This window comes from Streptomyces sp. NPDC020299 (assembly GCF_044387825.1).
GTDB lineage: Bacteria > Actinomycetota > Actinomycetes > Streptomycetales > Streptomycetaceae > Streptomyces.
Genome location: NZ_JBIRWL010000004.1, coordinates 210,188 through 235,803 on the forward strand (window position 1 = coordinate 210,188; position 25,616 = coordinate 235,803).

Genomic DNA, 25,616 nt, shown 5'->3' on the forward strand with positions numbered 1-25,616 from the left:
AATTCACCGCTCTCCGGACGAGCGCGCCGCCGAGGCGCGCCGTCGCATCGTTTTCCATCTCCGGGGCCCCCGATTGAACACAGAACCCCCAGCCCCCCGTTTTTTACCAAAGCGAGGCTGCCGCATCGCAAGCGCCGCCCGCGCAGCGGGCTCGTCGCGCGCGAAGGCGATCAGCAGCCCGATGGCGAACATGGTCGGCAGCAGGGCGGACCCTCCGTAGGAGAACAGCGGGAGGGGGACGCCGGCGATCGGCAGCAGACCGAGCACCGCACCGATGTTGATCACCGCCTGGGCGGTGATCCAGGTGGTCACGCCTCCCGCGGCATACCTCACGAAGGGATCCTCCGTACGTCCGGCCACGCGGATACCCGCATAGCCTAGAGCCGCGAAGAGGGCGAGCACCGACAGCGTCCCTGCCAGGCCCAGTTCCTCACCGGTGACGGCGAAGATGAAGTCGGTGTGGGCTTCGGGGAGTTGGCCCCATTTTTCCACACTCGCGCCGAGCCCGGAGCCGAAGAGACCGCCGGAGGCGAGCGCGTAGATCCCGTGCACGGCCTGCCAGCAGTCGGCGACCCCGGAGCGGGGCTCGGTGGCGCCGATGCAGGCGAGGCGGGCCATGCGGTTGGGGCTGGTCTTGATCAGGACCACACCGATCAGGCCGGCGATCGACAGCACGCCGACGAACAGCCGGGTCGGCGCCCCCGCCAGCCACAGCAGTCCGAAGAGGATCGCGGTGAGGATGATCGCGGTGCCCATGTCCCCGCCGAGCATGATCAGCCCGAGCAGCAGGAAGGCGACCGGGACGAGCGGCACCAGCATGTGCTTCCACTGGGTCAGCAGCTTGCGGTCGTGCTTGCGCGCCATCAGGTCGGCGCCCCACAGCACCAGCGCGAGCTTGCCGAACTCGCTGGGCTGGATCTGGAAGGAGCCGCCGAGCGAGATCCAGTTCTGGTTGCCGTTGACCGCCATCCCTATCCCCGGCACCTGCACCAGGACCATCAGGAAGACGGCGCCGGCGAGGATCGGATAGGCCAGCGCCCGGTGCAGCTTCACCGGCATCCGGGAGGCGGCGAACATCAGCCCGCCGCCGATGGCCGCGGCCAGGAACTGCTTGCGGAAGAAGTACGACCCCGGCAGCGACAGCTGGAGCGCGGTGATCTGGGAGGCCGAGTAGACCATCACCAGCCCCAGCACGGTGATCAGCACGCTGCCGCCGAGGATCAGGTAGTAGGCGGTCAGCGGCCGGTCCCAGGCCTTCCGCGCGCGCGTGAAGAGCCGTCGTACGGGATTGTCGCGCGGCGGCCGGGGGGACGGCGGCCGTCTGACGGCCCGCTGAACGGGAGGACGGCCTGTACGGCTACCGGACATCACCGGCACCTCCCGACTTCAGCCACATCCGAGTCACGCGTCCCTCCTAGGGCCTGTCCTGAGTTCCCCAGAACCGAACCTGGGGTCCCGAAGCACCCGCTGGAGACGGGACCCGCCGTCAGGCGCCCGCGCCGAGTTCGCGGACCGCCTCCGCGAACGCGTCACCGCGCTGGTTGTAGTTGGTGAACATGTCCATGGAGGCACAGGCCGGCGCAAGCAGCACCGTGTCGCCCTCGACCGCCAGCCGCTTGGCTTCCGTCACCGCCTGGAGCATCGCCCCAGTGTCGGTCCGGTCGAGCTCGACGACGGGTACTTCCGGCGCGTGTCGCGCGAGGGCCTCGCGGATCAGGGCGCGGTCGGCGCCGATGAGGACGGCGGCGCGAAGTCGCTTTGCCGACTTGGCGACCAGTTCGTCGAAGGTGGCGCCCTTCGCCAGACCGCCCGCAATCCATACGATCGGCTCATATGACGCCAACGAGGCCTCTGCCGCGTGGGTGTTGGTGGCCTTCGAGTCGTCGATGTAGGTCACGCCCTCCACTTCCGCCACCTTCGCGATGCGGTGGGCGTCCGGGGTGAAGGCCCGCAGGCCGTCCCGCACGGCCTGCGGAGGCACGCCGAAGGCGCGCGCGAGGGCCGCCGCGGCAAGGGCGTTGGCGATGTTGTGCGGGGCGGGCGGGTTGACGTCGGAGACCTCGGCGAGCTCCTGGGCGTTCTTCTGCCGGTTCTCGACGAAGGCGCGGTCGACCAGGATGCCGTCCACCACGCCCAGTTGGGAGGGCCCGGGGGTGCCGAGGGTGAAGCCGATGGCCCGGCAGCCCTCCTCGACGTCCGCCTCGCGCACCAGGTCCTCGGTGAGCTTGTCGGCCACGTTGTAGACGCAGGCGACCCGATTGCCCTCGTAGATACGGCCCTTGTCGGCGGCGTAGGCCTCCATGGAGCCGTGCCAGTCGAGGTGGTCGGGCGCGAGGTTCAGCACCGCGGCCGAGTGCGCGCGCAGGGAGGGCGCCCAGTGCAGCTGGTAGCTGGAGAGCTCCACGGCGAGTACGTCGTACTCCTTCTCGCCGAGGACGGCGTCCAGCAGCGAGACGCCGATGTTGCCGACGGCCGCCGTGCGCAGGCCCGCCGCATCGAGGATGGAGGCGAGCATCTGGACGGTGGTGGTCTTTCCGTTGGTGCCGGTGACGGCGAGCCAGGGCGCGGCCTTCTTGCCGTCCCGGCCCCGCAGCCGCCAGGCGAGCTCGACGTCGCCCCAGACGGGGACGCCGGCCTGCCCGGCGGCGGCGAACAGCGGCTTGTCCGGCTGCCAGCCGGGTGCGGTGACGATCAGTTCGGTGCCCTGCGGCAGGGTGGCGCCGTCGCCGAGGCGCACGGTGATCCCGAGCGCCTCCAGCTCGGCCGCCTGGGCCCGTGCCCGCTCGTCGTCGCCGTCGTTGACGACGGTGACCTTCGCGCCGAGTCCGTGCAGCACCTTGGCCGCCGGGACGCCGGAGACGCCGAGCCCGGCGACGGTGACGTGCTTGCCCTGCCAGTCGGTCACTTTTCCGCTGCCCATCCCGCGTAGAAGAGGCCCAGTCCGACAATTACACAGATGCCCTGGATGATCCAGAATCGGACCACTACCAGGACTTCGGACCAGCCCTTGAGTTCGAAGTGGTGCTGGAGCGGCGCCATCCGGAAGACGCGCTTTCCGGTGAGCCGGAAGGAGCCGACCTGGATGACCACCGACATGGTGATGAGGACGAACAGACCGCCCATGAGGGCCACCAGCAGCTCCGTGCGGGAGAGGATGGCCAGGCCGGTGAGGACACCGCCGAGGGCGAGCGAACCGGTGTCGCCCATGAAGATCTTGGCCGGCGAGGTGTTCCACCACAGGAAGCCGATGCAGGAACCCATCAGCGCCGAGGCGATGACCGCGAGGTCCAGCGGGTCGCGCACCTCGTAGCAGGCGTTCGGGTTGGTCAGCGTCTGCGCGTTGGCGCAGGACTCCTGGAACTGCCAGACGCCGATGAACGTGTAGGCACCGAAGACGAGGACGGAGGCGCCGGTGGCGAGACCGTCCAGGCCGTCCGTCAGGTTCACGCCGTTCGACATCGCGAGGATCATGAACAGCGCCCAGACCACGAACAGCACCGGGCCGATCGACCAGCCGAAGTCCGTGATGAACGACAGCTTCGTGGACGCCGGGGTGTTGCCGCGCGAGTCGGAGAACATCAGCGACAGCACGGCGAAGCCGATACCGACGATCAGCTGGCCGGCCATCTTCGCCTTGGCCCGCAGACCCAGCGAACGCCGCTTGACGATCTTGATGTAGTCGTCCAGGAAGCCGACGAGGCCCATGCCCGCCATCAGGCCGAGGACCAGCAGCCCGGAGTACGTCGGCGGCTTGCCGGTGATCACCTTGCTGAGGAAGTAGGCGGCGATCGTGGCCAGGATGAACGCGATACCGCCCATGGTCGGCGTACCGCGCTTGCTGGCGTGCTCGCGCGGGCCGTCGTCACGGATGTACTGGCCGTAGCCCTTGCGGGCCAGCAGCTTGATCAGCAGCGGAGTGCCGACCAGCGTCAGGAAGAGGCCGATGACTCCCGAGAACAGGATCTGGTTCATCATCGGGCGGCAACCTCACCCTCGGCACCGCTCTCGACCAGCGCCTGGGCAACGCTCTCCAGCCCCACCGAACGGGACGCCTTCACCAGCACGACGTCCCCCGGGCGCAACTCGCTGCGCAACAGGTCGACCGCCGCCTGTGCGTCGGACACGTGCACCGACTCCTCACCCCACGAACCCTCGTTATATGCGCCCAGTTGCAGCCAGGAGGCTTCGATCCCCCCGACCGCGACGAGCTTGCTGACGTTGAGCCGGACGGCGAGCCGCCCGACCGCGTCGTGCTCGGCGAGCGCCTCGTCCCCGAGCTCGGCCATCTTGCCGAGCACCGCCCAGGTCCGCCGCCCCTGGCCCATGGCCGCGAGCGCGCGAAGCGCGGCCCGCATGGACTCGGGGTTGGCGTTGTAGGCGTCGTTGACGATGGTCACGCCGTCCGGGCGCTCCGTGACCTCCATGCGCCAGCGGGAGAGGGAGCCCGCCTCGGAGAGCGCGGTGGCGATCTCTTCCGCGGACATGCCCAGCTCATGGGCGACGGCGGCCGCGGCGAGCGCGTTCGACACGTGATGCTCACCGTACAGGCGCATGGTCACATCGCTTGCACCGGAGGGTGTGTGAAGCCTGAACCGGGGCTGTCCGCTGTCCGTGAGTCGCACGTTCTCGGCCCGTACGTCCGCTTCGGCCGACTCTCCGAAAAGGATCACCTTCGCCTGGGTACGGGAGGCCATGGCCCGGACCAACGGGTCGTCGGCGTTGAGGATCGCGGTCCCGCCGTCCTCGGCGGCGGGCAGGGCCTCCACGAGCTCGCCCTTCGCCTGCGCGATCTGCTCACGGCCGCCGAACTCGCCGATGTGGGCGGTGCCGACGTTGAGCACGAGCCCGACCTTCGGCGGGGTCAGCTCGGCGAGGTAGCGGATGTGGCCGATGCCCCGGGCGCCCATCTCCAGCACCAGGAAGCGGGTCTCCTCGGTGGCGGACAGGGCGGTCAGCGGCAGCCCGATCTCGTTGTTGAGCGAGCCGGGGGTGAACACCGTCGGCGCCTTGCGCCGCAGCACCTGGGCGATGAGGTCCTTGGTGCTGGTCTTGCCCGCCGAGCCGGTCAGGGCGACGAGGGTCGCGCCGAGCCGTCGTACGACGTGACGGGCGAGGGCGCCGAGGGCGCTCTGCACGTCCTCGACGACGATCGCGGGCACCCCGACGGGGCGCGAGGCCAGGACGGCGACCGAGCCCGCCGCCACGACCTGCGCGGCGAAGTCGTGGCCGTCGACGCGCTCGCCGACGAAGGCGACGAACAGGCTGCCCGGCACCGCCTCCCTGGAGTCCCGGACCACTGGCCCGGTGACCTGGACGGATGGATCCGGTATGTCGTGCGTCTGCCCGCCGACGACTGCTGCGATCTCGGCGAGGGAGAGGGCGATCACAAGTTCATCCCTGGGTCTTCTGGATAGCTTCGCGAAGCACCTGGCGGTCGTCGAAGGGACGGATCACGCCGGCGATGTCCTGGCCCTGCTCGTGGCCCTTGCCGGCGACCAGCACGGTGTCCCCGGGGTGCGCCCGGCCGACGGCGGCGGCGATCGCGGCGGCGCGCTCCTCGAAGAGCAGCACCTCGCCGCGCTCGTGCGCGGGCACGCCGGCCGCGCCCTGGAGCATGGTGGCCAGGATCGCGAGCGGGTCCTCGGAGCGGGGGTTGTCGGAGGTCAGTACGGCGGTGTCGGCGAACCGGGCGACGGCCGCGCCCATCGGGGCGCGCTTGGTGGTGTCGCGGTCGCCGCCGCAGCCGAGGACGACGTGCAGACGGCCCTTGGTGACCTTGCGCAGGGCCTTGAGCACCGACTCGACCGCGTCGGTCTTGTGGGCGTAGTCGACGACCGCCAGATACGGCTGCCCGGCGTCCACCCGCTCCAGGCGGCCCGGCACGCCCGGTACGGCGGCGATGCCGTCGGCGGCGGACTGCGGATCGAGACCGGCGGCGGCGAGGGCGACGATGGCGGCGAGGGTGTTCGCCACGTTGAAGGCGCCCGGCAGTGGCGCCTTGGCGGTGATCCGCTCGCCGTTCGGGCCGAGCACGGTGAACGTCGAGTCCATCGGGCCGACCTGGACGTCCTCCGCACGCCAGTCGGCGTCGGGGTGGCCCTCGGCGGAGAAGGTGACCACCGGGACGGTCGCCTCGCGGGCGAGCCGGCGGCCGTACTCGTCGTCGGTGTTGACCACGCCGAGTCTGCTGCGCTTCGGGGTGAAGAGCTGCGCCTTGGCCTGGAAGTAGTCCTCCATGCCGGAGTGGAACTCCATGTGCTCCGGGCTGAGGTTGGTGAAGACGGCGATGTCGAAGACGCAGCCGTCGACCCGGCCGAGGACCAGGGCGTGGCTGGAGACCTCCATGGCGACCGCCTCGACGCCCCGCTCGCGCATGACGGCGAACAGCGCCTGGAGGTCGGTGGCCTCGGGGGTGGTGCGCTCGGACTTGATGCGTTCGTCGCCGATGCGCATCTCGACCGTGCCGATCAGCCCGGTGGACCTGGCCGTCTTCAGACCGCCCTCGACGAGGTAGGCGGTGGTGGTCTTGCCGGAGGTGCCGGTGATGCCGATCTGGAGCAGATCGCGGCCGGGGTGGCCGTAGATGGTGGCCGCCAGCTCCCCCATGCACGCGCGCGGGTCGTCCACGACCAGGACCGGCAGTCCGGTCGCGGCGGCGCGCTCGGCGCCGGTCGGGTCGGTCAGGACCGCGACCGCGTCCAGGCCGGCGGCCTGGGTGACGAAGTCGGCGCCGTGCACGCGGGCGCCCGGCAGGGCGGCGTACAGGTCGCCGGGGCGGACGGCGCGCGAGTCGTGGGTGATGCCCGTGACCTCGGCGGCGCTCTGCGGTCGTTCGGCACCCAGCTGATCGGCGAGCTCCGCGAGGGGTGTGGCGGAGACCTGAACCGGCCGCGGCGGCCCCGGATATGTCACGGAAGCGCCCTTCTGGGTGGTTTGGGACTGATCAGCGTGTGGCACGGCGGTGAGCGTACCGGGAGTAGCCGCTCCGGAGCCAAGCGAGGGCCGGGGGGCGTCGGGGCTCCCGGGGCCGGGAGTGATCGTTGTCACGGGAATCGTTCCTGGTCAGGGCTTGAAGTCGACGGGCAGGTTCGCGGGCTTGGCACCGGTCGGCGGGACCTGGAGGGTCTTGAGCGCGAACTCCATCACCTGCTTGTAGATCGGGCCGCAGATCTGGCCACCGAAGTAGCTGCCCTTCGTGGCGTTCTGGATCGCGCAGTAGACGGTGACGCGCGGGTTGTCCGCGGGTGCGAATCCGGCGAACGACGAGGTGTACCCGCGGTACCTTCCGGTGGCCGGATCCACACGGTTGGCCGTGCCGGTCTTGCCGGCCACCCGGTACCCCGGGATACGGGCCTTGATGCCGGTGCCCTGCTCGTCGCCCACCACCGACTCCAGCATCCGGGCGAGGGCCTTGGCGGTCTTCTCGCTGATCACCCGGGTCTTCTTGGGCTTCGCCGCGGGGGTGAAGCGGCCGTCGGCGCCCTCCTCGCCGCGCACCAGGGTCGGCTGGACGCGGACGCCGCCGTTGGCGATGGTCGAGTAGACGGAGGCGGCCTGCATGGCGCTGAGGGAGAAACCCTGGCCGAAAGGAATCGTGTACTGCTGCGAGGTGGACCACTTGCCGGCGGGCGCGAGGATGCCGCTGGTCTCGCCGGGGAAGCCGAGCCCGGTGGGGCTGCCGATGCCGAACTTGCGCAGGTAGGAGTAGAGGACCCTGTTGGCCTGCGGCTGGGCCTTGCCGAGCTGGCCGGTGGCCAGGATGGTGCCGATGTTGCTGGACTTGGCCAGTACGCCGTTGAGCGTGAGGTACCAGGTGGCGTGGTCGATGTCGTCCTGGAAGAGCCGGTCGCCGCGGTGCAGCCGGTTGGGGACGACGACGTGGGTCAGCGGGGTGGCGACGTTCTGTTCCAGCACCGCCGCCATCGACATGATCTTCGCGGTGGAACCGGGCTCGAAGGCGTCCTGTACGGCCGCGTTGCCCATGGCCGCGCCGTCGGCCTTGGCCAGGTCGTTGGGGTCGAAGCCGGGCGAGTTGGCCATGGCCAGGATCTGGCCGGTGCGGGTGTCCTGGACGATCACGTAGCCGCGGTCCGCGCCGGACTTCTTCACCTGGTCGGTGATGGCGTTCTGGGCGGCCCACTGGATGTCGCGGTCGATGGTGAGCTCGACGTCGGCGCCGGGCACGGCGGGGGTCTCGGTGGAGCCCGCGGTGGGGACCTGGCGGCCGCCGGACTGGGCGTAGCGGACCTTGCCGTCCTTGCCGGTGAGCTGCTTGTTCAGCTGCTGCTCGATGCCTCCGCCGCCCTTGCCGTCGGCGTTGACCCAGCCCAGTATCCCGGCGGCCAGGTCGCGGTTGGGGTACACGCGCTTGCTGCTGGGGTCGGAGAAGACACCGGCGAGGACGTTGACGGTGGAGTGGTCCTTGGCCGCCTTCTCGGTGAGCGCGGACCTGATGTCCTTGATCTGGTTCCAGACCTGAGGGGTCTGGCGGCTCGCCAGCTTCACATAGCGCAGGTTCTTGTTCGCGGGCCGCAGCTTGCGCAGCAGGTCGGCCTGGTCCTGGCCGAGGATCGGGGCGAGCAGGGCGGCCGCCTGTTCGGGGCCGTCGTCGATCTTCAGCTGCTTGCGGTTGAACATCGTGGGGTCGGCCGTGATGTCGTAAGCGTCCTCGCTGATCGCCAGGGCCACGCCGTTGCGGTCGGTGATCCCGCCGCGCTCGGCGGCCAGCGTGTGCACGACGTAGCGGTTCTGCTCGGCCTTGGCGGTATACGCGCTCGCGTCGACGGCCTGGACCTGGAGCAGGCGTACGACGAAGGCGACGAGCACCAGCGTGAGCGCCAGGCTCACCATGCGCAGGCGCGGGCGCGGGCTGCCGAGCCGGATGCTGCGCGCCGGCGGCCGCGGCCGGCCGGGCCGCACCGGACGCCGCGCCGGACGGCCACCGGGCCCCGGACGCCCCGCCCCGCCCCCGCCGCTTGCCTTGCGGGGGCTGGGCGGCTTGGCGGGACCGGGCACGCGGCGGCGCGGGGGTTCCCTGTCGGACACTTCCGTCACCTGCCGGGGGTCGTGGTCGTGGCGGGCTGGAGGGCGGGGGGCACCGAGGTGGTGGGGTGGGGGGTGGTCTGGGGCTGGGCCTGCGCCGGGGGCGGGGTCGTCGCGGGGGGCTGGGAGCCGGAAGCGGACGGGGCGGCGGTGCCGGGTGCCGACAACGGGACGGCGGAGCCCGCGGACCCGTCCGCGGCGGCCGGGCTGGGGACGCCCTTGACGGTGCCGTCGGGGTCGAGGAAGGCCGGGTCTCCGCCGGGCACCATGCCGAGTTCGCGGGCGCGGCGCTGGAGGGCGTCGGGGGCGGAGTAGGCGTCGATGTCCCGCTGGAGGGCCTGCTGCTGGTCGGTGAGGTTCTTGGTCTGCTTCTGCAGGTCGTCGAGCTTGAACGACCCCTCGCTGAGCGCCGAGTTCAGCACGAGCAGGCCGATGAGGCCACCGCCCAGGAGCAGGACGACGAGGAGCACGAACGGGGTGCGCGCCGCCTGTCCCGGGCCGGCCGGGAAGAGCCGCGCGAGCCGGGCCGCCCGCCCCCTCAGTTCGGGTTTCCTACTCACTTGCCCTCCGGTGAGTTCGGGGAGACGAACGGCCCGGCTCGCTCACTCGACGTCCTCCCTGATGCGCTCGGCGCCGCGCAGCCGCGCCGGAGCGGCGCGGCGGTTCTCGGCGACCTCTTCCTCGGTGGGAAGTTCGGCACCGCGCGTGAGCAGCTTGAGCCGGGGCTGGTAGCGCTCGGGGACGACCGGCAGGCCGGGCGGCGCGGTGGTGGCGGCGCCGGCCGCGAGCACCTGCTTGATCAGGCGGTCCTCGAGCGAGTGGTACGACAGGACGGCGATCCGGCCGCCCACCGCGAGGGCCTTCACCGCGGCCGGGACCGCCCTCTCCAGGACGGCGAGTTCGCCGTTGACCTCGATCCGCAGGGCCTGGAAGGTGCGCTTGGCCGGGTTGCCCCCGGTGCGCTTGGCGGCCTGCGGCAGCGCGTCCCGGATCAGCTCGACGAGCCGCGCGCTGTTGTCGAACGGCTCCTTCTCGCGCTCCCGGACGATGGCCGAGACGATCCGCTTGGCCTGCTTCTCCTCGCCGTACGCGCGCAGGATCCGCACGAGCTCGCCGGCCGGGTAGGTGTTGAGGACCTCGGCGGCGCTCATGCCCGTCGTCTGGTCCATGCGCATGTCCAGGGGGGCGTCCTGGGCGTAGGCGAAGCCGCGGTCGGCCTCGTCGAGCTGCATGGAGGAGACACCGAGGTCGAACAGCACGCCCTGTACGCGCGGCAGGCCGAGCCGGTCGAGCACGTCGGGCAGCTCGTCGTACACGGCGTGGACCAGGGTCGCCCGGTCCCCGTACGGCGCCAGCCGCTCACCGGACAGGCGCAGGGCCTCCTTGTCGCGGTCCAGGGCGACCAGCCGGGCCTCGGGAAACCTCGTCAGCAGCGCCTCGCTGTGGCCGCCGAGCCCGAGGGTGCAGTCCACGACCACCGCCCCCGGCCGCTCCAGTGCGGGCGCCAGCAGGTCCAGGCACCGCTGGAGCATCACAGGGACGTGTCGACTATGGCCCTCCCGTCGCCCGCCACCACCCTTCTGCGGAAGCGCTTCGCGCCCATTCATTTTGAGGGCCTCTCATGTGCGGCACGGCGGCGTACGCACCGCCGGGTCCCCGCCCGCTCGTGAAGGGGAGGCCTGCCGGCGCCGAAGGCGTCAGCCGGCCGGGAGCGGGAGGAGGCCGGGCCGTGCGTACGCGCCGCGCGGGTAAATCGATGCTGCTCAGTCCAGCAGGGAGAGCGTCGCCTCCCGCTTCGCGTCACTTTAGTCCACCGTGTCGCGCGGTCAATCAACCGGCCTGCGCGTCGCGTACCGCATCCCGGACGGAGGCACAATTCGACGGGAATCACCTGTCCGGCCCAGTTTTGCCCTCCGTGTGGGTTAGCTCACAACAAGCCACGATGACGTTCTTTGTCCCCTCTCACAGCAGGCCGGGATCACGGTTGACCAGTAACGTCGTGCCTATGACGACTTCCGCAGCAGCTCCCACTGGATCCGAAGACGCCATAACGCAGGGCGGCAGGGTCACCGACCGCCTCGTGGCGGCCAACGAGCGGTACGCCTCGGCGTTCAAGGACCCCGGCATGGACGCCCGCCCGGTCCTGCGTGTCGCCGTGGTGGCCTGTATGGACGCCCGGCTCGACCTGCACGCCGCGCTGGGCCTCGAACTCGGCGACTGTCACACCATCCGCAACGCGGGCGGCGTGGTCACCGACGACGTGATCCGGTCCCTCACCATCAGCCAGCGCAAGCTGGGCACGCGCAGCATCGTCCTCATCCACCACACCGGCTGCGGCATGGAGACCCTCACCGAGGACTTCCGCAACGAGCTGGAGACGGAGGTCGGCCAGCGCCCGGCGTGGGCGGTGGAGTCCTTCCAGGACGCCGACCAGGACGTACGCCAGTCGATGCAGCGCGCACGCACTTCGCCGTTCTTGCTGCACACCGACGATGTGCGCGGCTTCGTCTTCGACGTCAAGACCGGTCTGCTGCGCGAGGTCGACGCGGCCTGAGCGGACCGCCCGCCCCGGAATCACCCCGCATCCCGCATCGAAAGTCCGGTCGAAAAGGTTGTAAGACCGACATAGTGCGGGCAGTTGTCCACAGTCGGATGACACGAAACGGTAACGGCGGCAAGAATGCGGGGGTGACGGCACGCGGAACCTTTCCCGCGTGGTGTCCGTGTTTCGGGGTGGGCACGCAGAGCGTCGCCCTTGTAAGAACGGGCCGAGGAGGGCCGGGTGACGACCTATGACGATCGAGCGAGCCTTACAGATCTGACTGCCACTGTGGAGCGGGTCCGCAGTTCGGTGGAAGGAGTGATCGAGGGCAAGCCCGAGGTCGTGCGGCTTTCGCTGACCGTACTGCTCGCCGAGGGGCATCTTCTGATCGAGGACGTTCCCGGCGTGGGCAAGACGATGCTGGCCAAGGCGCTGGCGCGGTCCATCGACTGTTCGGTGCGGCGCATCCAGTTCACGCCCGACCTGCTGCCCTCGGACATCACCGGGGTGTCCATCTGGGACCAGCAGCGCCGGGACTTCGAGTTCAAGCCGGGTGCCATCTTCGCGCAGATCGTGATCGGCGACGAGATCAACCGCGCCTCGCCCAAGACCCAGTCCGCGCTGCTGGAGTCGATGGAGGAGCGCCAGGTCACGATGGACGGGCAGACCTACGAACTGCCCAGCCCCTTCATGGTGGTGGCCACGCAGAACCCGGTCGAGATGGAGGGCACCTACCCGCTGCCCGAGGCCCAGCGCGACCGCTTCATGGCCCGGGTCTCCGTCGGCTACCCCAGCGCCGAGGCCGAGTTGCAGATGCTGGACGTGCACGGCGGAGTCTCGCCGCTGGAGGACCTCCAGCCGGTCGCGCACGCGCACGAGATCCTCAAGCTGATCGAGGCCGTGCGCGGCGTCCACGTCGCCGAACCGGTCCGGCGGTACGCGGTCGACCTGGTCGCCGCCACCCGCACCCACCCGGACCTCAGACTCGGGGCCTCCCCGCGCGCGACGCTGCATCTGCTGCGCGCGGCGAAGGCCTCCGCCGCCCTGAGCGGACGGGAGTACGCGCTCCCGGACGACCTGCAGGCCCTCGCCGTGGCCGTGCTGGCCCACCGGCTGCTGCCCACCGCGCAGGCCCAGCTCAACCGGCGCACCTCGGAGCAGGTCGTGCAGGAGATCCTGCAGCACACGCCGGTGCCCGCGGCGGCGCCGCAGCAGAGCGGCCTCGGCCTCGGCCGGGGCGTGCCGGACTATCCCTCGCAGCCCCCGCGGAGGCTGTGATGACCGCCGGGGGGACGGGGCAGGCGGAGGCCGGCCGTGAGGAGCGGGGCGGCATCCGTACGGCCCTGGCCGGGCTGACCACCCGCGGCCGGTCCTTCCTGGCGGCCGGTGTCGCCGCCGTGATCTGCGCGTTCGTCCTGGGCCAGAGCGATCTGCTCCGGGTCGGGGTACTGCTGGCCGTCCTCCCGCTGATCTGCGCGGCCGTGCTCTACCGCACGCGCTACCGGGTGGCCGGCAGCCGCCGGCTCTCCCCTTCGCGGGTGCCCGCCGCCAGCGAGGCCCGGGTGCACCTGCGGGTGGACAACGTCTCACGGCTGCCCACCGGCCTGCTGATGCTCCAGGACCGGGTGCCGTACGTCCTCGGTCCGCGGCCCCGCTTCGTCCTGGACCGGGTGGAGCCGGGCGGCCGGCGCGAGGTGTCCTACCGGGTCCGCTCGGACCTGCGCGGCCGCTATCCGCTGGGCCCGCTGCAACTGCGCCTGACGGACCCCTTCGGGATGTGCGAACTCACCCGTTCCTTCTCCTCGTACGACACCCTGACGGTGATCCCGCGTGTGGAGCCGCTGTCGCCGGTGCGGCTGAGCGGCGAGGCCAAGGGGTACGGCGACGGACGGCAGCGCTCGGTGGCGCTGGCGGGCGAGGACGACGTGATCCCGCGCGAATACCGCCACGGCGACGATCTGCGCCGGGTGCACTGGCGTTCCACCGCGCGCTACGGCGAGTTGATGGTGCGTCGTGAGGAGCAGCCGCAACGTTCCCGCTGCACGGTGCTGCTGGACACCCGGGGCATCGCCTACGCGGGCGCCGGCCCGGACTCGGCCTTCGAGTGGGCGGTGTCCGGCGCGGCGTCCGTGCTGGTGCACATGCTCGAACGGGGCTTCTCGGTACGGCTGCTGACGGACACCGGCAGTTCGGTGCCCGGCGAGGGGGCCGACGGGTTCGCCGGCGCCAGCCAGGAGACGGCGGACGCGGCCGGGATGATGATGGACACGCTCGCGGTGATCGACCACTCGGACGGCGCGGGCCTGTCCCGCGCGTACGACGTGCTGCGCGGCGGCAACGAAGGGCTGCTGGTGGCGTTCCTGGGCGACCTCGACGAGGAACAGGCCGCGGTGGTCGCCAAGATGCGCCGGCGCAGCGGCGGCGCGATCGCCTTCCTGCTGGACGGCGCGTGGCTGCGTGAGGGGGCCGAGGCGCCCGGCCCGGCGGAGCCGCACAGCGAGGGCCTGCGGATGCTGCGCGAGGCGGGCTGGACCGCCGTGAGCGTCCCGCGCGGCGCCTCCCTGAACGACCTGTGGCGCCAGGCGGACCACGACCGCCGGGACATGGCCGCGGTCAGCGGCGGGGAGGCACTGTGAGGACCGGCTGGGAGGAACTGTCATGAGCGGGCGGGCTCGGCTGGCCCTGTTCGCCGCGGCGGCCACGCTGATGGCGTCGTGTGCGCTGCTGCCCCTGGTGGACCGGCCGACGTGGCTGTTCCAGGCGGCCTTCCTGGTGGCGGTGCAGACGGGCGTGGGCGCGGCGACCCGTCGGGTGCCGCTGGCCCGGCCGCTGACCGTGGCGGCGCAGGCCCTGGTGACCCTGCTGATCCTGACCCTGCTCTTCGCCCATGAGCAGGCGGTCGCCGGGCTGATACCCGGCCCGGAGGCCTTCCGGCATCTGGCCGATCTGCTCCAGGAGGGTTCGGACGACGTCAGCCGGTACGCGATACCGGCGCCGCTGACCGACGGGATCCGGCTGATGCTCGTCGGCGGCGTCCTGGTCATCGGCCTGCTGGTGGACACCCTCGCGGTGACCTTCCGCAGCGCGGCCCCGGCCGGTCTGCCGCTGCTCGCCCTGTACTCCGTGGCCGCCGGGCTGTCCGACGGCGAGTACGACTGGGTGTGGTTCCTGGTCGCCGCCGCGGGCTATCTGCTGCTGCTGCTCGCCGAGGGCCGTGACCGGCTGTCGCAGTGGGGCCGGTTCTTCGGCGGCGCGGCGCGCACGCCCGGCGAGACACGGGACGGGGCGGTGGCGCCGGTCCGCACGGGGCACCGCATCGGCGTGGGCGCGCTGGGTGTGGCCCTGCTGGTGTCGTGGACGCTGCCCGCGATGAGCGGCGGGCTGCTGGACACGGCCGGGACGGGCATCGGGGCGGGCAACGGCTCCGGGGGCACGATCTCCGCGGTGAACCCGCTGGTGTCGCTGCGCGACAGCCTGAACGTGGACCAGGACCGCCAGGTGCTGTCCGTGAAGACGAGCACGAACGACGTCTCGGACCTGTATCTGCGGATCGTCTCCCTGGACGACTTCGACGGCACCACCTGGAAGCCGTCGCAGCGGCACATCGTCGGCGTGCCGGACCAGTTCCCCACGCCGATCGGGCTGAGCCCCGAGATCAAGCGCAGCAGCGTCCGGACCACGGTCACGGCGGCGGACTGGTACGCGCAGGACTGGCTGCCGATGCCGTACCCGCCGAGCAGTGTGCGGATCGGCGGCAACTGGCGGTACGAGCCGGTCGGCATGACGCTGGTCGGCGACCACGGCCAGACCACGCGCGGCGCGACGTACACGGTGACCAGCGTGGACGTGCAGCCGACGGCCGAGCAGCTGACGGCGGCCAAGCAACCGCCGGCGGCTCTGCTGCGGGAGTACACGGCGGTGCCGTCGTCGCTGCCCAAGGTGGTGGCGAGGACCGCCCAGGAGGTCACCGCGGGCGCGTCGAACCACTACGAGGAGGCGGTCAAGCTCCAGGACTACTTCGCCGTGACCGGTGGCTTCCAGTACGACACCCAGGTGGAGGTCGGACGGGGCCCGAACGCCATAGCGAACTTCCTGAAGCGGAAGCAGGGCTTCTGCGTGCACTTCTCCTTCGCGATGGCCGCGATGGCCCGCACGCTGGGCATCCCGGCCCGGGTGGCGGTGGGCTTCGCGCCCGGGTCCCCGCAGGCGGACGGCTCGGTGTCGGTCGGCCTGAAGGACGCGCACGCCTGGCCGGAGCTGTACTTCGAGGGCGTGGGCTGGACCCGTTTCGAGCCGACCCCGACCCGGGGCACGGCACCGTCGTACACCGAGTCGGACACGCCCGGCAGCAGCCTTCCGGACCAGGTGCGGCCCTCGCAGACGGAGAGCGCGGCGCCCGCGGTGCCGGTCTCGCCGAGCGAGAGCTGCACGGTCGAGGAGCGCAAGCTGCAGGCGTGCGACAGCCCGTCCGCGCAGGCCGCGCTGCAGAGGCAGCCGCACCCCCGGCCGTGGTGGGTGTACGCGCTGTGGGCGCTCGGCGGACTCGCCGTCGCGCTGGTCCCGTTCACGCCGATGCTCTGGCGGGCCCGGCTGCGGGCGGTACGGCTGGGCGGGCACGCCCGTACCGACGAGGGGGCGGCGGCGCACACGCTGGCAGCCTGGCGGGAACTGACCGATACCGCATGGGACTTCGGCATCCTGCCGGACGAGTCGCAGACCCCACGCCAAGCGGCCGCCCGGATCGTCCGGCTCGGGCATCTCGACCCGGTGGCCGGGGCGGCGGTGCACCGGCTGGCGGACGCGGTGGAGCAGGCCCTCTACGCGCCCCGGCCGCGCCCCGCGGCGGGTCTGGCCGAGGACGTACGCCGGGTGACCGCCGCGCTGGAGAGCACGGTGAGCCGCGGTACGCGACTGCGGGCGCTGTTCCTGCCCCGTTCGATCGTGCAGGTGCTGTGGGCGGCATCGGCCTGGTGGACGTCCGCCACGACGCGAGCGACGACGTCCCGCCCGCCCCTGCGCAGGGCACCGGGCCAGCAGGGCTGAGCCCCTGGGGAGGCGCCCGCCAGGGGGCTTCGCGGCATGAGTGAGGGGCGACCACCGGAAGGTGGCCGCCCCTCACACGCACCTCGGCCAACCGCCGAAGGCCGACGCCCTGCTCGTCACGGCAACACTGCGGGCACCGACCCAACCACGGGCATCACGACACACACGAGGGACGACCAACCAGAAGACGGCCACCCCGCACACGCACCTCGGCCAACCACCGAAGGCCGGCACCCTGCTCGTCGCGGCGACACTGCGGGCGCTGGCCGCGTCAGGGGCATCACGGCATGTGTGAGGGGCGGCCACCAGAAGGTGGCCGCCCCTCACACGTATGTCGCTGAACCGCCGGAGGCTAGTGGCCCTGCTCGTCGCGGCGGCGCTGCCAGCGCTGTTCGATCCTGTCCATCATGGAGCGCTTCTGCCGTCCCTGCCGGCGGGCGTGCGGGGCCCCGGTGGGCTGTTCGCCCGGCTTGGGGGCCTTGCGCCAGCCGGTGACGGCGAGCACCGCGCAGCCGAGCATCACGAGGAAGCCCACCACGCTGACCCAGATCTGCTGCGTGATCATTCCGGCCATGAGGAGCGCGATACCCACGAGGAAGCCTGCGACCGCCTGGTAGACCCGCCGCCGGGTGTACGTACGCAGCCCGCTTGCCTCGAGCGCCGACGCGAACTTGGGATCTTCGGCGTACAGCGCTCGCTCCATCTGCTCGAGCATGCGCTGCTCGTGCTCCGAGAGCGGCACGGAGTCCTCCTCATCGTGCAGTCGCCGGGGCGACCCGGGGGTCCCTTCAGGATAGGCAGGGAATCGCCCCCGTGAAACCCGCCCCTCTGCGCCAATTGGCCAACCGGAATCCGCCCTGACGGACCCGGCTCGCTGAGGCTTCCATTCCCCGGCGGCCGACCCGTCATGCCGAACGGTCTCCCTCGATCATACGGCGCAAACCCCTCGATCGGGGGGCCTGTGGCGTACTCCATGCGCCGCCGACGCCCTGATCAGCGGCGTGCCCCTGGTTGCACACCAGGCCGTTCACGCCCCCGGCGACACCGCTGTCTCGCCGAGCACGTGCAGCTGGGTGGCCACGGAGTGGAAGGCGGGGAGTTCGGCGGCCGCCGCCTCCAGCTTCAGCAGGGCGTCGAGGGCGCCGGGCTCGGTGTCCACGAGGACGCCCGGGACCAGGTCGGCGAAGACCCTGACGCCGTGCACGGCGCCGACCCTGAGGCCCGCGCCCTCCACCAGCGCGGTGAGCTGCTCGGCGGTGAAGCGGCGCGGCACCGGGTCGCCGGAGCCCCAGCGGCCGTCCGGGCTCTCCAGCGCCTGTTTGGCCTCCTTGAAGTGGCCCGCGAGGGCGCGGGCGAGCACCGCGCCGCCGAGGCCGGCGGCGAGCAGGCTGAGGACGCCCTCGGCACGCAGGGCGGCCACCGCGTTGCGGACGCCCTCCGCCGGGTCGTCCACGTACTCCAGGACGCCGTGGCACAGCACCACGTCGTACCCGCCGCGCTCCACCACGTCGAACAGGCCGTGCGCGTCTCCCTGCACGCCCCGCACCCGGTCGGCGACGCCGGCCTCGGCGGCCCGGCGCTCCAGCGCGAACAGCGCGTTCGGACTGGGGTCGACGACGGTGACGCGATGGCCGAGACGGGCGACGGGCACCGCGAACTTGCCGCTGCCGCCGCCGGTGTCGAGGACGTCCAGCGAGTCCCGGCCCGTGGCCTTGAGCCTGCGGTCGAGGGCGTCCTGGAGGACCTCCCAGACCACGGCGGTACGGAGAGAGGCGCGGGGTCGCATCGGGTCCGACACGGCAGTTGACTCCTTGGGGACGCAAGGCTCGGCGAGGCTTCAGGCGCCTTCCACCCTATTGCCTCCGGTCCCGCTCGCGGTCACGCGTGGCTGGGGCAGGACCGGCTGGAGCACCAGCATCCGCTCGACGATGCGGACGAACATCGCCACGTCCCGTATCAGGTCGTCGGCGTCGCGGTTGTTGGCCGCGCCCTGGATGCCCGCCTCGGCCTTGGCGCGGCGGGCGGCGCCGGAGGCGAACAGGGCGCTCCACTCGGTGAGTTCGGGTGCTATCTCGGGGAGCACCTCCCAGGCGCTGCGGATGCGGGCGCGGCGCCTGGGTGAGGGCTCGGGACGGCCGCGTGCGGCGAGGACGGCGGCGGCTGTGCGCAGGGCGGCGAGGTGGGCCGTCGCATAGCGCTCGTTGGGGGTTTCGAGGACGGCGGCCTCTTCGAGTCCGGTGCGGGCCTGGGCGAGCAGGTCGAGGGCGGCGGGCGGGGCCGTGGACCGGCGCAGCACGGGGTGCACGTCGCTCGCGGGTCCGGTCAGTGAGGGGGCAGGGCCGGTGGCGCGGCGCCGGCGGGCGGCGGCTGCGGACGGGTTGGCCATGACGAACCTCCTGTCGTCTGGGTGACGGCACACCTGCTACGGGGTGCCGTATGTGCCCATCGTGAGGTATGGCACTGACAATCCGTTCTGACCTGGCCTTTTGCCTCGATCGAAGGTTCGGGTTAGTTTTTGCACTGACCAGTCAGTTCAAAAACAAGTTCACGGGGAAGGCGGGAGCCATGGACCCGTCACAGGACTCGACACCGGACTCGCCACCGGACAGCGCCCACGGCCTCGGCGTCACCACCCACGACTTCGGGCTGCGCGGGCCCCGGGGCTGGGTCTTCCGAGGCGTCCGCCTGGACGCGGAGCCCGGGTCGCTGATCGCGGTCGAGGGGCCCTCCGGCTCCGGCCGTACGTGTCTGCTGCTCGCGCTCACGGGACGCATGAAGCCCACGGAGGGAGTGGCCACCGTCGGCGGGATCGAACTCCCCCGGCAGATGTCCGCCCTGCGCCGGGTCAGCGCCCTGGCCAACGTCGCCGGGGTCACCGACCTCGACCCGGCCCTCACCGTCGGCGAGCACCTGCGCGAACGGGCGCTGCTGCAAAGGCGCTTCGAGGGCCCCCTGCGCGGACTGCTGCGGCCCCGGGCGGAACGGGCCGGCGCGGCCCGGCGGCGGACCGAGAGCGCGCTGGCCGCCGCCGGGCTCGACCTGGACGCCCTGCCCAAGGGTGCCCGGACGGCCGTACGGGATCTGGAACGACTGGAAGCGCTGCGCCTGTCCATCGCCCTGGCCCTCGTCGGCGGCCCCCGGCTGCTCGCCGTGGACGACACCGACCTCAAGCTCTCCGACGCCGAGCGGGCCGAGGCGCACGCGCTGCTGGCCTCGGTCGCGGCGGCCGGGACGACGGTCGTGGCGGTGTACGCCGAGGCCCCCGAGGGCGCCGTGACCGTCTCCACCCGGCCCGCCGAGACCGGCGGCATCCCCGACGAAGACGCGAAGGAGGCGGCCGATGCGCTCGCCGAAACTGGCCGCGCTTGAGCTCAGGCGCTTCGGCCGGGGCAAGCTCCCCCGCGCCGCCCTGGTCGCGCTCCTCGTGCTGCCCCTGCTGTACGGCGCCCTGTACCTGTGGTCCTTCTGGGACCCGTACGGCCGCCTCGACCGCATCCCCGTGGCCCTGGTGAACGACGACAAGGGGGCGACCGCCGGCGGGAAGAAGCTCGCGGCGGGCGACGACATCGTCGACGGGCTGCGCGACAGCCGGACCTTCGCATGGCACGAGGTGAGTGCCGCCGAGGCCCGCAGGGGCGTCGAGGACGGCACCTACTACCTGTCGCTGACCATGCCGGCCGACTTCAGCCGGCGCATCGCCTCCAGCTCGGGGGACTCCCCCGAGACGAGCGCGCTCCAGGTACGGACGAACGACGCGAACAACTACATCGTCGGGCAGATATCCCGGTCGGTGTTCAGCGAGGTGCGGACGGCCGCGTCCACCAAGGCCTCCCGGCAGTTCCTGGACCGGATCTTCATCTCCTTCTCCGACATCCACGGCAGGACCGAGAAGGCCGCCAAGGGCGCCGACAAGCTCGAAGGGGGCATCGGGAAGGCGGAGAAGGGCTCCAAGGACCTCGCCGACGGGCTGAAGGACGCCAAGGGCGGCAGCGGCAAGCTGGTCAAGGGCCTGACGAAGCTCGACAAGGGCGCGGGCGACCTCCAGGACGGCTCGCGGCAGGTCGCCGACGGCACCCAGACCCTCGCCGACAAGGTCAACGGGGTCTACGACAAGGCCGGCCCCTTCGTGAAGGCCAACGAGAAGACCATCGGGGACACCGCCCAGCTCGTCGCCGACTCGGCGAAGACGGTCCGCGACAACCTCGGCGACCTGGTGAAGGCGGCACCGGCCGCCGCCAGGGCCGCCCACGCGGCCTCCACCACGCTCGACGAGGTCTACCGGACGCACTGCGAGACGGCGCTGCTGCCCGACGACGTCTGCCCCGGCCTCAAGAAGGCGAAGACGGCGGCCTCCGACGTGGCCACCGTCGCCGACGACCTCAACACGCTGATCGCCGACCAGGACGGCGACCTGAAGACGCTGCGCACGAACCTCGGCACGCTCCAGAAGCAGGCCCAGGCGCTCGCCGACCGCGCGCCGCACCTCTCCGAGGACCTCGACGACGCCGTGTCCCGCGTCAACAAGCTGAACGAGGGCGCGGGCAAGGTCGCCGCGGGCGCCGAGAAGCTGCACACCGGGCTCGGCACCGCGAAGACCGGCGCGACCGACCTCGACAAGGGCATCGGCACGGCCGAGTCGGGCGCCGAGACCCTCAGCGGCGGCATGTACAAGCTCGTCGACGGCTCCGGGAAGCTCGCCGGCGGCCTGCACGACGGGGCGAAGAAGATCCCCGACTACGACGAACGGGACCGCGACCAGCGCACCGGGGTCATGGCCGACCCGGTCCAGCTCGCCTCCAGGGACCTGCACCACGCGCCGAACTACGGCACCGGATTCGCCCCGTACTTCATCCCGCTGTCCCTGTGGGTGGGCGCGATGGTGGCGTACATGCTGATCCCGCCGCTCAACCGGCGCGCCCTCGGGGCCGGCTCGTCCGCGTGGCGGACCGCGCTGGCGGGCTGGCTGCCGGTGGCCGCGGTCGGGGTGCTCCAGACGGCCGCCCTGATGTCCGTCCTGCACTGGGCGATCGGCCTGGAGATGACCCGGGCGGCCGGGACGGTGGGCTTCCTGTTCCTGGTGGCGGCCTGCTTCGCGGCGATCGTGCAGTGGCTGAACGCGCGCTTCGGCGCGGCGGGCCGGATCCTGGTGCTCGCCCTGCTCATGCTCCAGCTGACCTCCGCGGGCGGTACCTACCCGGTGCAGACCAGTCCCCGCTTCTTCAACGCGATCCACCCGTTCCTGCCGATGAGCTACGTCGTGCAGGCCCTGCGCAGGCTCATCACGGGCGGCGGCCTCGGCCCGGTGTGGCTGGCCTGCGGCGTGCTGACGGCGTTCACCGCGGGCGCCCTCGCGCTCACCGCCCTGTCGGCCCGCCGCCACCAGGTGTGGACGCTGGACCGGCTGCATCCTGAGCTGAGCCTGTGACCTCGCCTTTCGTGTCCCCTTCGGACGCCGTTCCTGTGAGAATCGACGCCATGGAAAGCAGCAGCGCCACGTCGGGTGGCAGCACGCGCCGCGAGGCCACCCGGCAGAAGCTCTACGAGGCTGCCGTCACGCTCATCGCCGAACAGGGCTTCTCCGCCACCACGGTGGACGAGATCGCCGAGCGTGCCGGGGTCGCGAAGGGCACGGTCTACTACAACTTCGCGAGCAAATCGGTTCTCTTCGAGGAACTGCTGCGGCACGGCGTCGGCCTCCTCACCGCGTCCCTGCGCGAGGCGGCCGAGCGGACGGCACGCGAGGGCGGCAGCAGGGTCGACGCCCTGGACGCGATGGTCCGGGCCGGGCTGGTCTTCATCGACCGCTATCCGGCCTTCACCCAGCTGTACGTGGCCGAGCTGTGGCGCACGAACCGCGCCTGGCAGTCCACGCTGATGGTGGTCCGGCAGGAGGCCGTCGCCGTCGTGGAGGGCGTGCTGCGCGAGGGCGTGGCGAACGGCGAGTTCAGCGAGGAGATCGATGTGCAGCTGACCGCGGCCGCGCTGGTCGGCATGGTGCTGGTGGCCGCGCTGGACTGGAAGTCGTTCCAGCCGGAGCGGTCCCTGGACGACGTCCACGCGGCGCTGTCCCGGCTGCTCCAGGGGCGGGTCAGCGGTAAGGGCTGAGCCGGCGCGCCCCGGCGGTAGCCGCACGCGCGCGTGCACGGCTAAGCGCCGGTCCGTTGTGGCCGCGTCCCCCGCGGGCCACCTCGAACCGGCGCTTCCCTCGTGCTCCCCCGTACGTTCCCCCGTCGGACCCCCCGTTCGGTCGTCCCCCGGGTCCCCCCGTGCCTCGCTTCCGCCGACGGAATCGGCGGAAGGAGCGGATCGAGGGCCGCTCCGTTCCGGCGCCCCGTGTCGCCGGTGCCGGAGCCGCGCCCCTTCTCCGTGTCTCCACTCTCTCGTTCGCGCAGGTGGCAGCCCATCCGTGCGCGTACTCATCTCATGCACTAGGTACGGATACTCAGCCCTGCGCGCTCATCCCCAGCCCGTGGCGGGGATTGTCGGTGGGGGTCGCTAAAGTCGCGGGCATGGCACGGATTGCGGTGATCGGCGCCGGGATGGGCGCGATGGCGGCCGCCGCCCGGCTGGCCGTCGCGGGCCACCGGGTGGCGGTGTACGAGCGTACGGAGACGTACGGCGGTGCGGTGCGCCGGTTCGAGCGGGACGGGTTCCGCTTCGACACCGGACCCGGGCTGCTCCCCCTGCCCGCCGTCTACCGCGACCTGTTCGTCAAGACCGGCAAGGAGCCGCTGGAGGCCTGCGTCGAGCTGGTGCAGGTCGACCCGTCGTCCCGGCACGTCTTCGCGGACGGCACCGAGGTGTCGTTGCCGAACGCCTCCCGCGCGGGTGTCGTCGCCGCCCTGGACGAAGCGCTCGGCGCGGGCGCGGGCGGGCGCTGGGGGGACTTCCTGGTGCGGGCGCGCGAGGCCTGGGACCGCACCCGGCGTCCGCTGCTGGAAGAGCCCCTGTGGCCGAACTGGCGTGTGCTGGCGGAGCGGGACCCCTATCCCTCGGTCCCGCACAAGCGGCTGCTGCGCACCCGGCGGGCGTCCACGCTCACCGAGGTCGGGGAGTGGGAGCTGCGCGACCCGCGTCTCGCGGCGCTCCTGGAGAGCCACGCGCTCGCGTACGGCCTCGAACCCCGCACCGCTCCGGCGAGCGCGGCCGTACTGCCGTACATGGAGCACGCCTTCGGTAGCTGGTATGTGCGCGGCGGCATAAGGGAGTTGGCGCGCGCGGTGTACGAGCGGTGCGTGGCCCGCCGGGTGGAGTTCACCTTCGGCGCGGAGGTCACCGGCATCGTGGAGAAGGACGGCCGGGCGGCGGGGGTGGAGCTGTCTGGGGGCACCTCCCAGGCTTTCGGCTCTGGGGGAGGCACGGTGGCGGAGGCCGACCATGTGGTGGCGGACGTGGACCCGGTGCGGCTGCGGGGCCTGACAAGGCATCCGCTGGACGCGGACGGGGATGTGCGCGCGGAGACCGTGACATCCCGTCCGGGCCGATTCACCCTGCTGCTGGCGCTGCGCGGCGAGCGTGAGCCCGGTACCGCGCACCGCACGGTCGTGCACGCGCCGGACGCCGAGATCGAGCAGGACTTCCTGGCCTCCCCCGGCGGCGACCTGCCGGTGCAGCCCACGGTGACCGTGCTGCGGCCCGACGACCCCGCCCTGCGTCCGGAGGGCGCGTACGAGTCGGTGGTCGTCCAGGCGGTGGTGCCGACGGACGCGGGCTGGGAAGAGGAGAGCCTGGTCCAGCGCTTCACCGGCCTCGTCCTGGACGCCGCCGGGGCCGCTGTTCCCGGCCTGCGCGAGCGGCTGATCTGGCACGAGGTGCGGACGCCCGGTCATACCGGGGCCGAGACGGGCTCCGTAGCCGTCCCCGCGCCCGCGCTCGCCGCCGCGGACGGCCGTTTCCTGCACCCGGCGAACACCACACGTCTGCCGGGCCTGTACCGGGTGGGCGGCTGGTCACACCCCGGCGGTGGACTCCCCCACGCCGGGATGTCCGGCGCGCTGGTGGCGGGGCTGATCGTGGAGGGGCCGGACTTCCGCGGCTCGCAGTGAGCCCCCGGAGCGGCGGGCCTCAGAAACGGTACTGCTCGTCGAACCCGTTCCCCTGCTGCTGACCGTTCGTCTGGTACGGGTACGGCTGCTCGGTGGGGAGTTCACCGCCGTAGGACCCGTCGGTGCGCTGCTGCGGGACCCAGACGCCGTCCGCGGGGGTCTCGCCGTAGCCGCCGGTGCCGTACTGGCCCTGGCCGTAACCCTGCTGGTCGTACTGCTGGCCGCCGTACGTCTGGTCGTAGCCGGTGGTGCCGTACGGGTCGGAGTAGCCGCTGTACTGCTGCTGGCCGCCGGTGTCGTAGCCGTACTGCTGCTCGCCGTAGCCGGAGTAGTCGTACGCGTACGACTGGTCGGTGCCCTGGTGCTGGGTGTGCTGGGTGTGCTGGGTGGCGGACGGCTGGGCGGAGCCTGAGAAGGAGTCGCCGTATATGCCGTACGTACCGGTTTCGTCGGGCATGGGCTGCGGCTCGTAGACCGCGGTGGTCTCCGCGGCGGTGGGTGCGGCGGAGCGGGCGGCGGGGGCGAAGACGTCGTCGCGGTCGTAGTCGTCGTCGGCGTCGCCGTAGCCGGCCGCCTGGGCCCCCTGGACGGCGGAGGCGTCGAGAACCGGGTCCTGGTGTTCGGATTCGCCGCGGCGGCGCTTGCTCTTGCCGGTGGCGCCGGGGTCCGGGCGGCTGACCGCCCAGCCGGCGGCGAAGCCGCGGCGGAACGACAGCGTGACGTAGGTCTGCCCGACCGCGAAGGCGGCCGCGCCCAGGCCGATGACCGGCACGGACGGGATCAGCACACCGAACACGACACCGACGAAGCCGACGAAGGCGAGGAGCCGCCAGCGCAGCCGCGCCTTGTACTGCAGCAGCACCTCACCCAGCAACCACAGCGCGACGATGCCGAACGCGATGTAGAGGACCGTCCAGCCCATGTACGCCCCTCTCCCAGTGACC

20 protein-coding genes are annotated in these 25,616 nt (G+C 72.0%); 8 read left to right on the forward strand and 12 right to left on the reverse strand.

Annotated features, from left to right (window positions below; translation table 11 throughout):
* Positions 1-3: 3 nt before the first annotated feature.
* From ftsW to rsmH, 8 genes are all read right to left on the reverse strand, one after another.
* Positions 4-1,368, reverse strand: a complete 1,365-nt coding sequence (gene ftsW / locus ACH45E_RS12325) for a putative lipid II flippase FtsW (RefSeq protein WP_361437393.1) — start codon at positions 1,366-1,368, stop codon at positions 4-6.
* A gap of 118 nt (positions 1,369-1,486) precedes the next feature.
* Positions 1,487-2,920 carry a UDP-N-acetylmuramoyl-L-alanine--D-glutamate ligase gene (gene murD, locus ACH45E_RS12330; RefSeq protein WP_361437396.1) on the reverse strand — a complete coding sequence of 478 codons (1,434 nt, stop codon included), beginning with the start codon at positions 2,918-2,920 and terminating at the stop codon, positions 1,487-1,489.
* On the reverse strand, positions 2,902-3,975 hold the full coding sequence (mraY, locus tag ACH45E_RS12335; RefSeq protein ID WP_361437398.1) for a phospho-N-acetylmuramoyl-pentapeptide-transferase: 1,074 nt from the start codon (positions 3,973-3,975) through the stop codon (positions 2,902-2,904). Before mraY ends, murD begins: the two co-directional genes overlap by 19 nt.
* A complete protein-coding gene (gene murF, locus ACH45E_RS12340) occupies positions 3,972-5,387 on the reverse strand; it encodes a UDP-N-acetylmuramoyl-tripeptide--D-alanyl-D-alanine ligase (RefSeq protein ID WP_361437400.1) in 1,416 nt (471 codons plus the stop codon). Before murF ends, mraY begins: the two co-directional genes overlap by 4 nt.
* 4 nt (positions 5,388-5,391) lie before the next feature.
* The gene (locus ACH45E_RS12345; protein WP_361437402.1) at positions 5,392-6,912 is read right to left on the reverse strand and encodes a UDP-N-acetylmuramoyl-L-alanyl-D-glutamate--2,6-diaminopimelate ligase; all 1,521 of its coding nucleotides are present in this window, start codon (positions 6,910-6,912) and stop codon (positions 5,392-5,394) included.
* 150 nt (positions 6,913-7,062) lie between these two features.
* A complete protein-coding gene (locus ACH45E_RS12350; RefSeq protein ID WP_361437404.1) occupies positions 7,063-9,045 on the reverse strand; it encodes a penicillin-binding protein 2 in 1,983 nt (660 codons plus the stop codon).
* A 5-nt stretch (positions 9,046-9,050) separates the two neighbouring features.
* Entirely contained in the window at positions 9,051-9,602 is a 552-nt protein-coding gene (locus ACH45E_RS12355) for a septum formation initiator family protein (RefSeq protein ID WP_361437406.1), read from the reverse strand.
* A 42-nt stretch (positions 9,603-9,644) separates the two neighbouring features.
* Positions 9,645-10,649 carry a 16S rRNA (cytosine(1402)-N(4))-methyltransferase RsmH gene (gene rsmH, locus ACH45E_RS12360; protein WP_361437408.1) on the reverse strand — a complete coding sequence of 335 codons (1,005 nt, stop codon included), beginning with the start codon at positions 10,647-10,649 and terminating at the stop codon, positions 9,645-9,647.
* A gap of 335 nt (positions 10,650-10,984) precedes the next feature.
* On the opposite strand from rsmH, the gene ACH45E_RS12365 reads away from it, so the two are divergent.
* The 4 genes from ACH45E_RS12365 (at position 10,985) to ACH45E_RS12380 (ending at position 16,627) form a co-directional block, all read left to right on the forward strand.
* The gene (locus tag ACH45E_RS12365; protein ID WP_361437410.1) at positions 10,985-11,596 is read left to right on the forward strand and encodes a carbonic anhydrase; all 612 of its coding nucleotides are present in this window, start codon (positions 10,985-10,987) and stop codon (positions 11,594-11,596) included.
* Positions 11,597-11,824: 228 nt separating this feature from the next.
* Positions 11,825-12,862, forward strand: a complete 1,038-nt coding sequence (locus tag ACH45E_RS12370; protein ID WP_361437412.1) for a MoxR family ATPase — start codon at positions 11,825-11,827, stop codon at positions 12,860-12,862.
* Positions 12,862-14,220 carry a DUF58 domain-containing protein gene (locus ACH45E_RS12375; protein ID WP_361437414.1) on the forward strand — a complete coding sequence of 453 codons (1,359 nt, stop codon included), beginning with the start codon at positions 12,862-12,864 and terminating at the stop codon, positions 14,218-14,220. The genes ACH45E_RS12370 and ACH45E_RS12375 overlap by 1 nt, the downstream gene beginning before the upstream one ends.
* A 22-nt stretch (positions 14,221-14,242) precedes the next feature.
* Positions 14,243-16,627 (forward strand): DUF3488 and transglutaminase-like domain-containing protein, encoded by a 2,385-nt coding sequence (locus ACH45E_RS12380; RefSeq protein WP_361437416.1) that lies wholly within the window; start codon positions 14,243-14,245, stop codon positions 16,625-16,627.
* A 352-nt stretch (positions 16,628-16,979) separates the two neighbouring features.
* Here ACH45E_RS12380 and ACH45E_RS12385 read toward each other — a convergent pair whose 3' ends face one another.
* The 3 genes from ACH45E_RS12385 to ACH45E_RS12395 all read right to left on the reverse strand — a co-directional run bounded on the left by ACH45E_RS12385 (position 16,980) and on the right by ACH45E_RS12395 (position 19,013).
* Positions 16,980-17,369 carry a DUF3040 domain-containing protein gene (locus tag ACH45E_RS12385; protein ID WP_361437418.1) on the reverse strand — a complete coding sequence of 130 codons (390 nt, stop codon included), beginning with the start codon at positions 17,367-17,369 and terminating at the stop codon, positions 16,980-16,982.
* A 285-nt stretch (positions 17,370-17,654) separates the two neighbouring features.
* Entirely contained in the window at positions 17,655-18,425 is a 771-nt protein-coding gene (locus tag ACH45E_RS12390; protein ID WP_361437420.1) for a methyltransferase, read from the reverse strand.
* 39 nt (positions 18,426-18,464) lie between these two features.
* Positions 18,465-19,013 (reverse strand): SAV_6107 family HEPN domain-containing protein, encoded by a 549-nt coding sequence (locus tag ACH45E_RS12395; protein ID WP_361437422.1) that lies wholly within the window; start codon positions 19,011-19,013, stop codon positions 18,465-18,467.
* A 179-nt stretch (positions 19,014-19,192) separates the two neighbouring features.
* Here ACH45E_RS12395 and ACH45E_RS12400 point away from each other — a divergent pair, with 179 nt between their 5' ends.
* The 4 genes from ACH45E_RS12400 to ACH45E_RS12415 all read left to right on the forward strand — a co-directional run bounded on the left by ACH45E_RS12400 (position 19,193) and on the right by ACH45E_RS12415 (position 24,672).
* The gene (locus tag ACH45E_RS12400; protein WP_361437424.1) at positions 19,193-19,996 is read left to right on the forward strand and encodes an ATP-binding cassette domain-containing protein; all 804 of its coding nucleotides are present in this window, start codon (positions 19,193-19,195) and stop codon (positions 19,994-19,996) included.
* On the forward strand, positions 19,968-22,052 hold the full coding sequence (locus ACH45E_RS12405) for a YhgE/Pip domain-containing protein (RefSeq protein ID WP_361437426.1): 2,085 nt from the start codon (positions 19,968-19,970) through the stop codon (positions 22,050-22,052). Before ACH45E_RS12400 ends, ACH45E_RS12405 begins: the two co-directional genes overlap by 29 nt.
* A 50-nt stretch (positions 22,053-22,102) precedes the next feature.
* Entirely contained in the window at positions 22,103-22,732 is a 630-nt protein-coding gene (locus ACH45E_RS12410; protein ID WP_361437429.1) for a TetR/AcrR family transcriptional regulator, read from the forward strand.
* Between the two features lie 404 nt (positions 22,733-23,136).
* Positions 23,137-24,672 (forward strand): NAD(P)/FAD-dependent oxidoreductase, encoded by a 1,536-nt coding sequence (locus ACH45E_RS12415; RefSeq protein ID WP_361437431.1) that lies wholly within the window; start codon positions 23,137-23,139, stop codon positions 24,670-24,672.
* Positions 24,673-24,691: 19 nt separating this feature from the next.
* Here ACH45E_RS12415 and ACH45E_RS12420 read toward each other — a convergent pair whose 3' ends face one another.
* A complete protein-coding gene (locus ACH45E_RS12420) occupies positions 24,692-25,594 on the reverse strand; it encodes a hypothetical protein (protein ID WP_361437433.1) in 903 nt (300 codons plus the stop codon).
* Between the last annotated feature and the right edge of the window lie 22 nt (positions 25,595-25,616).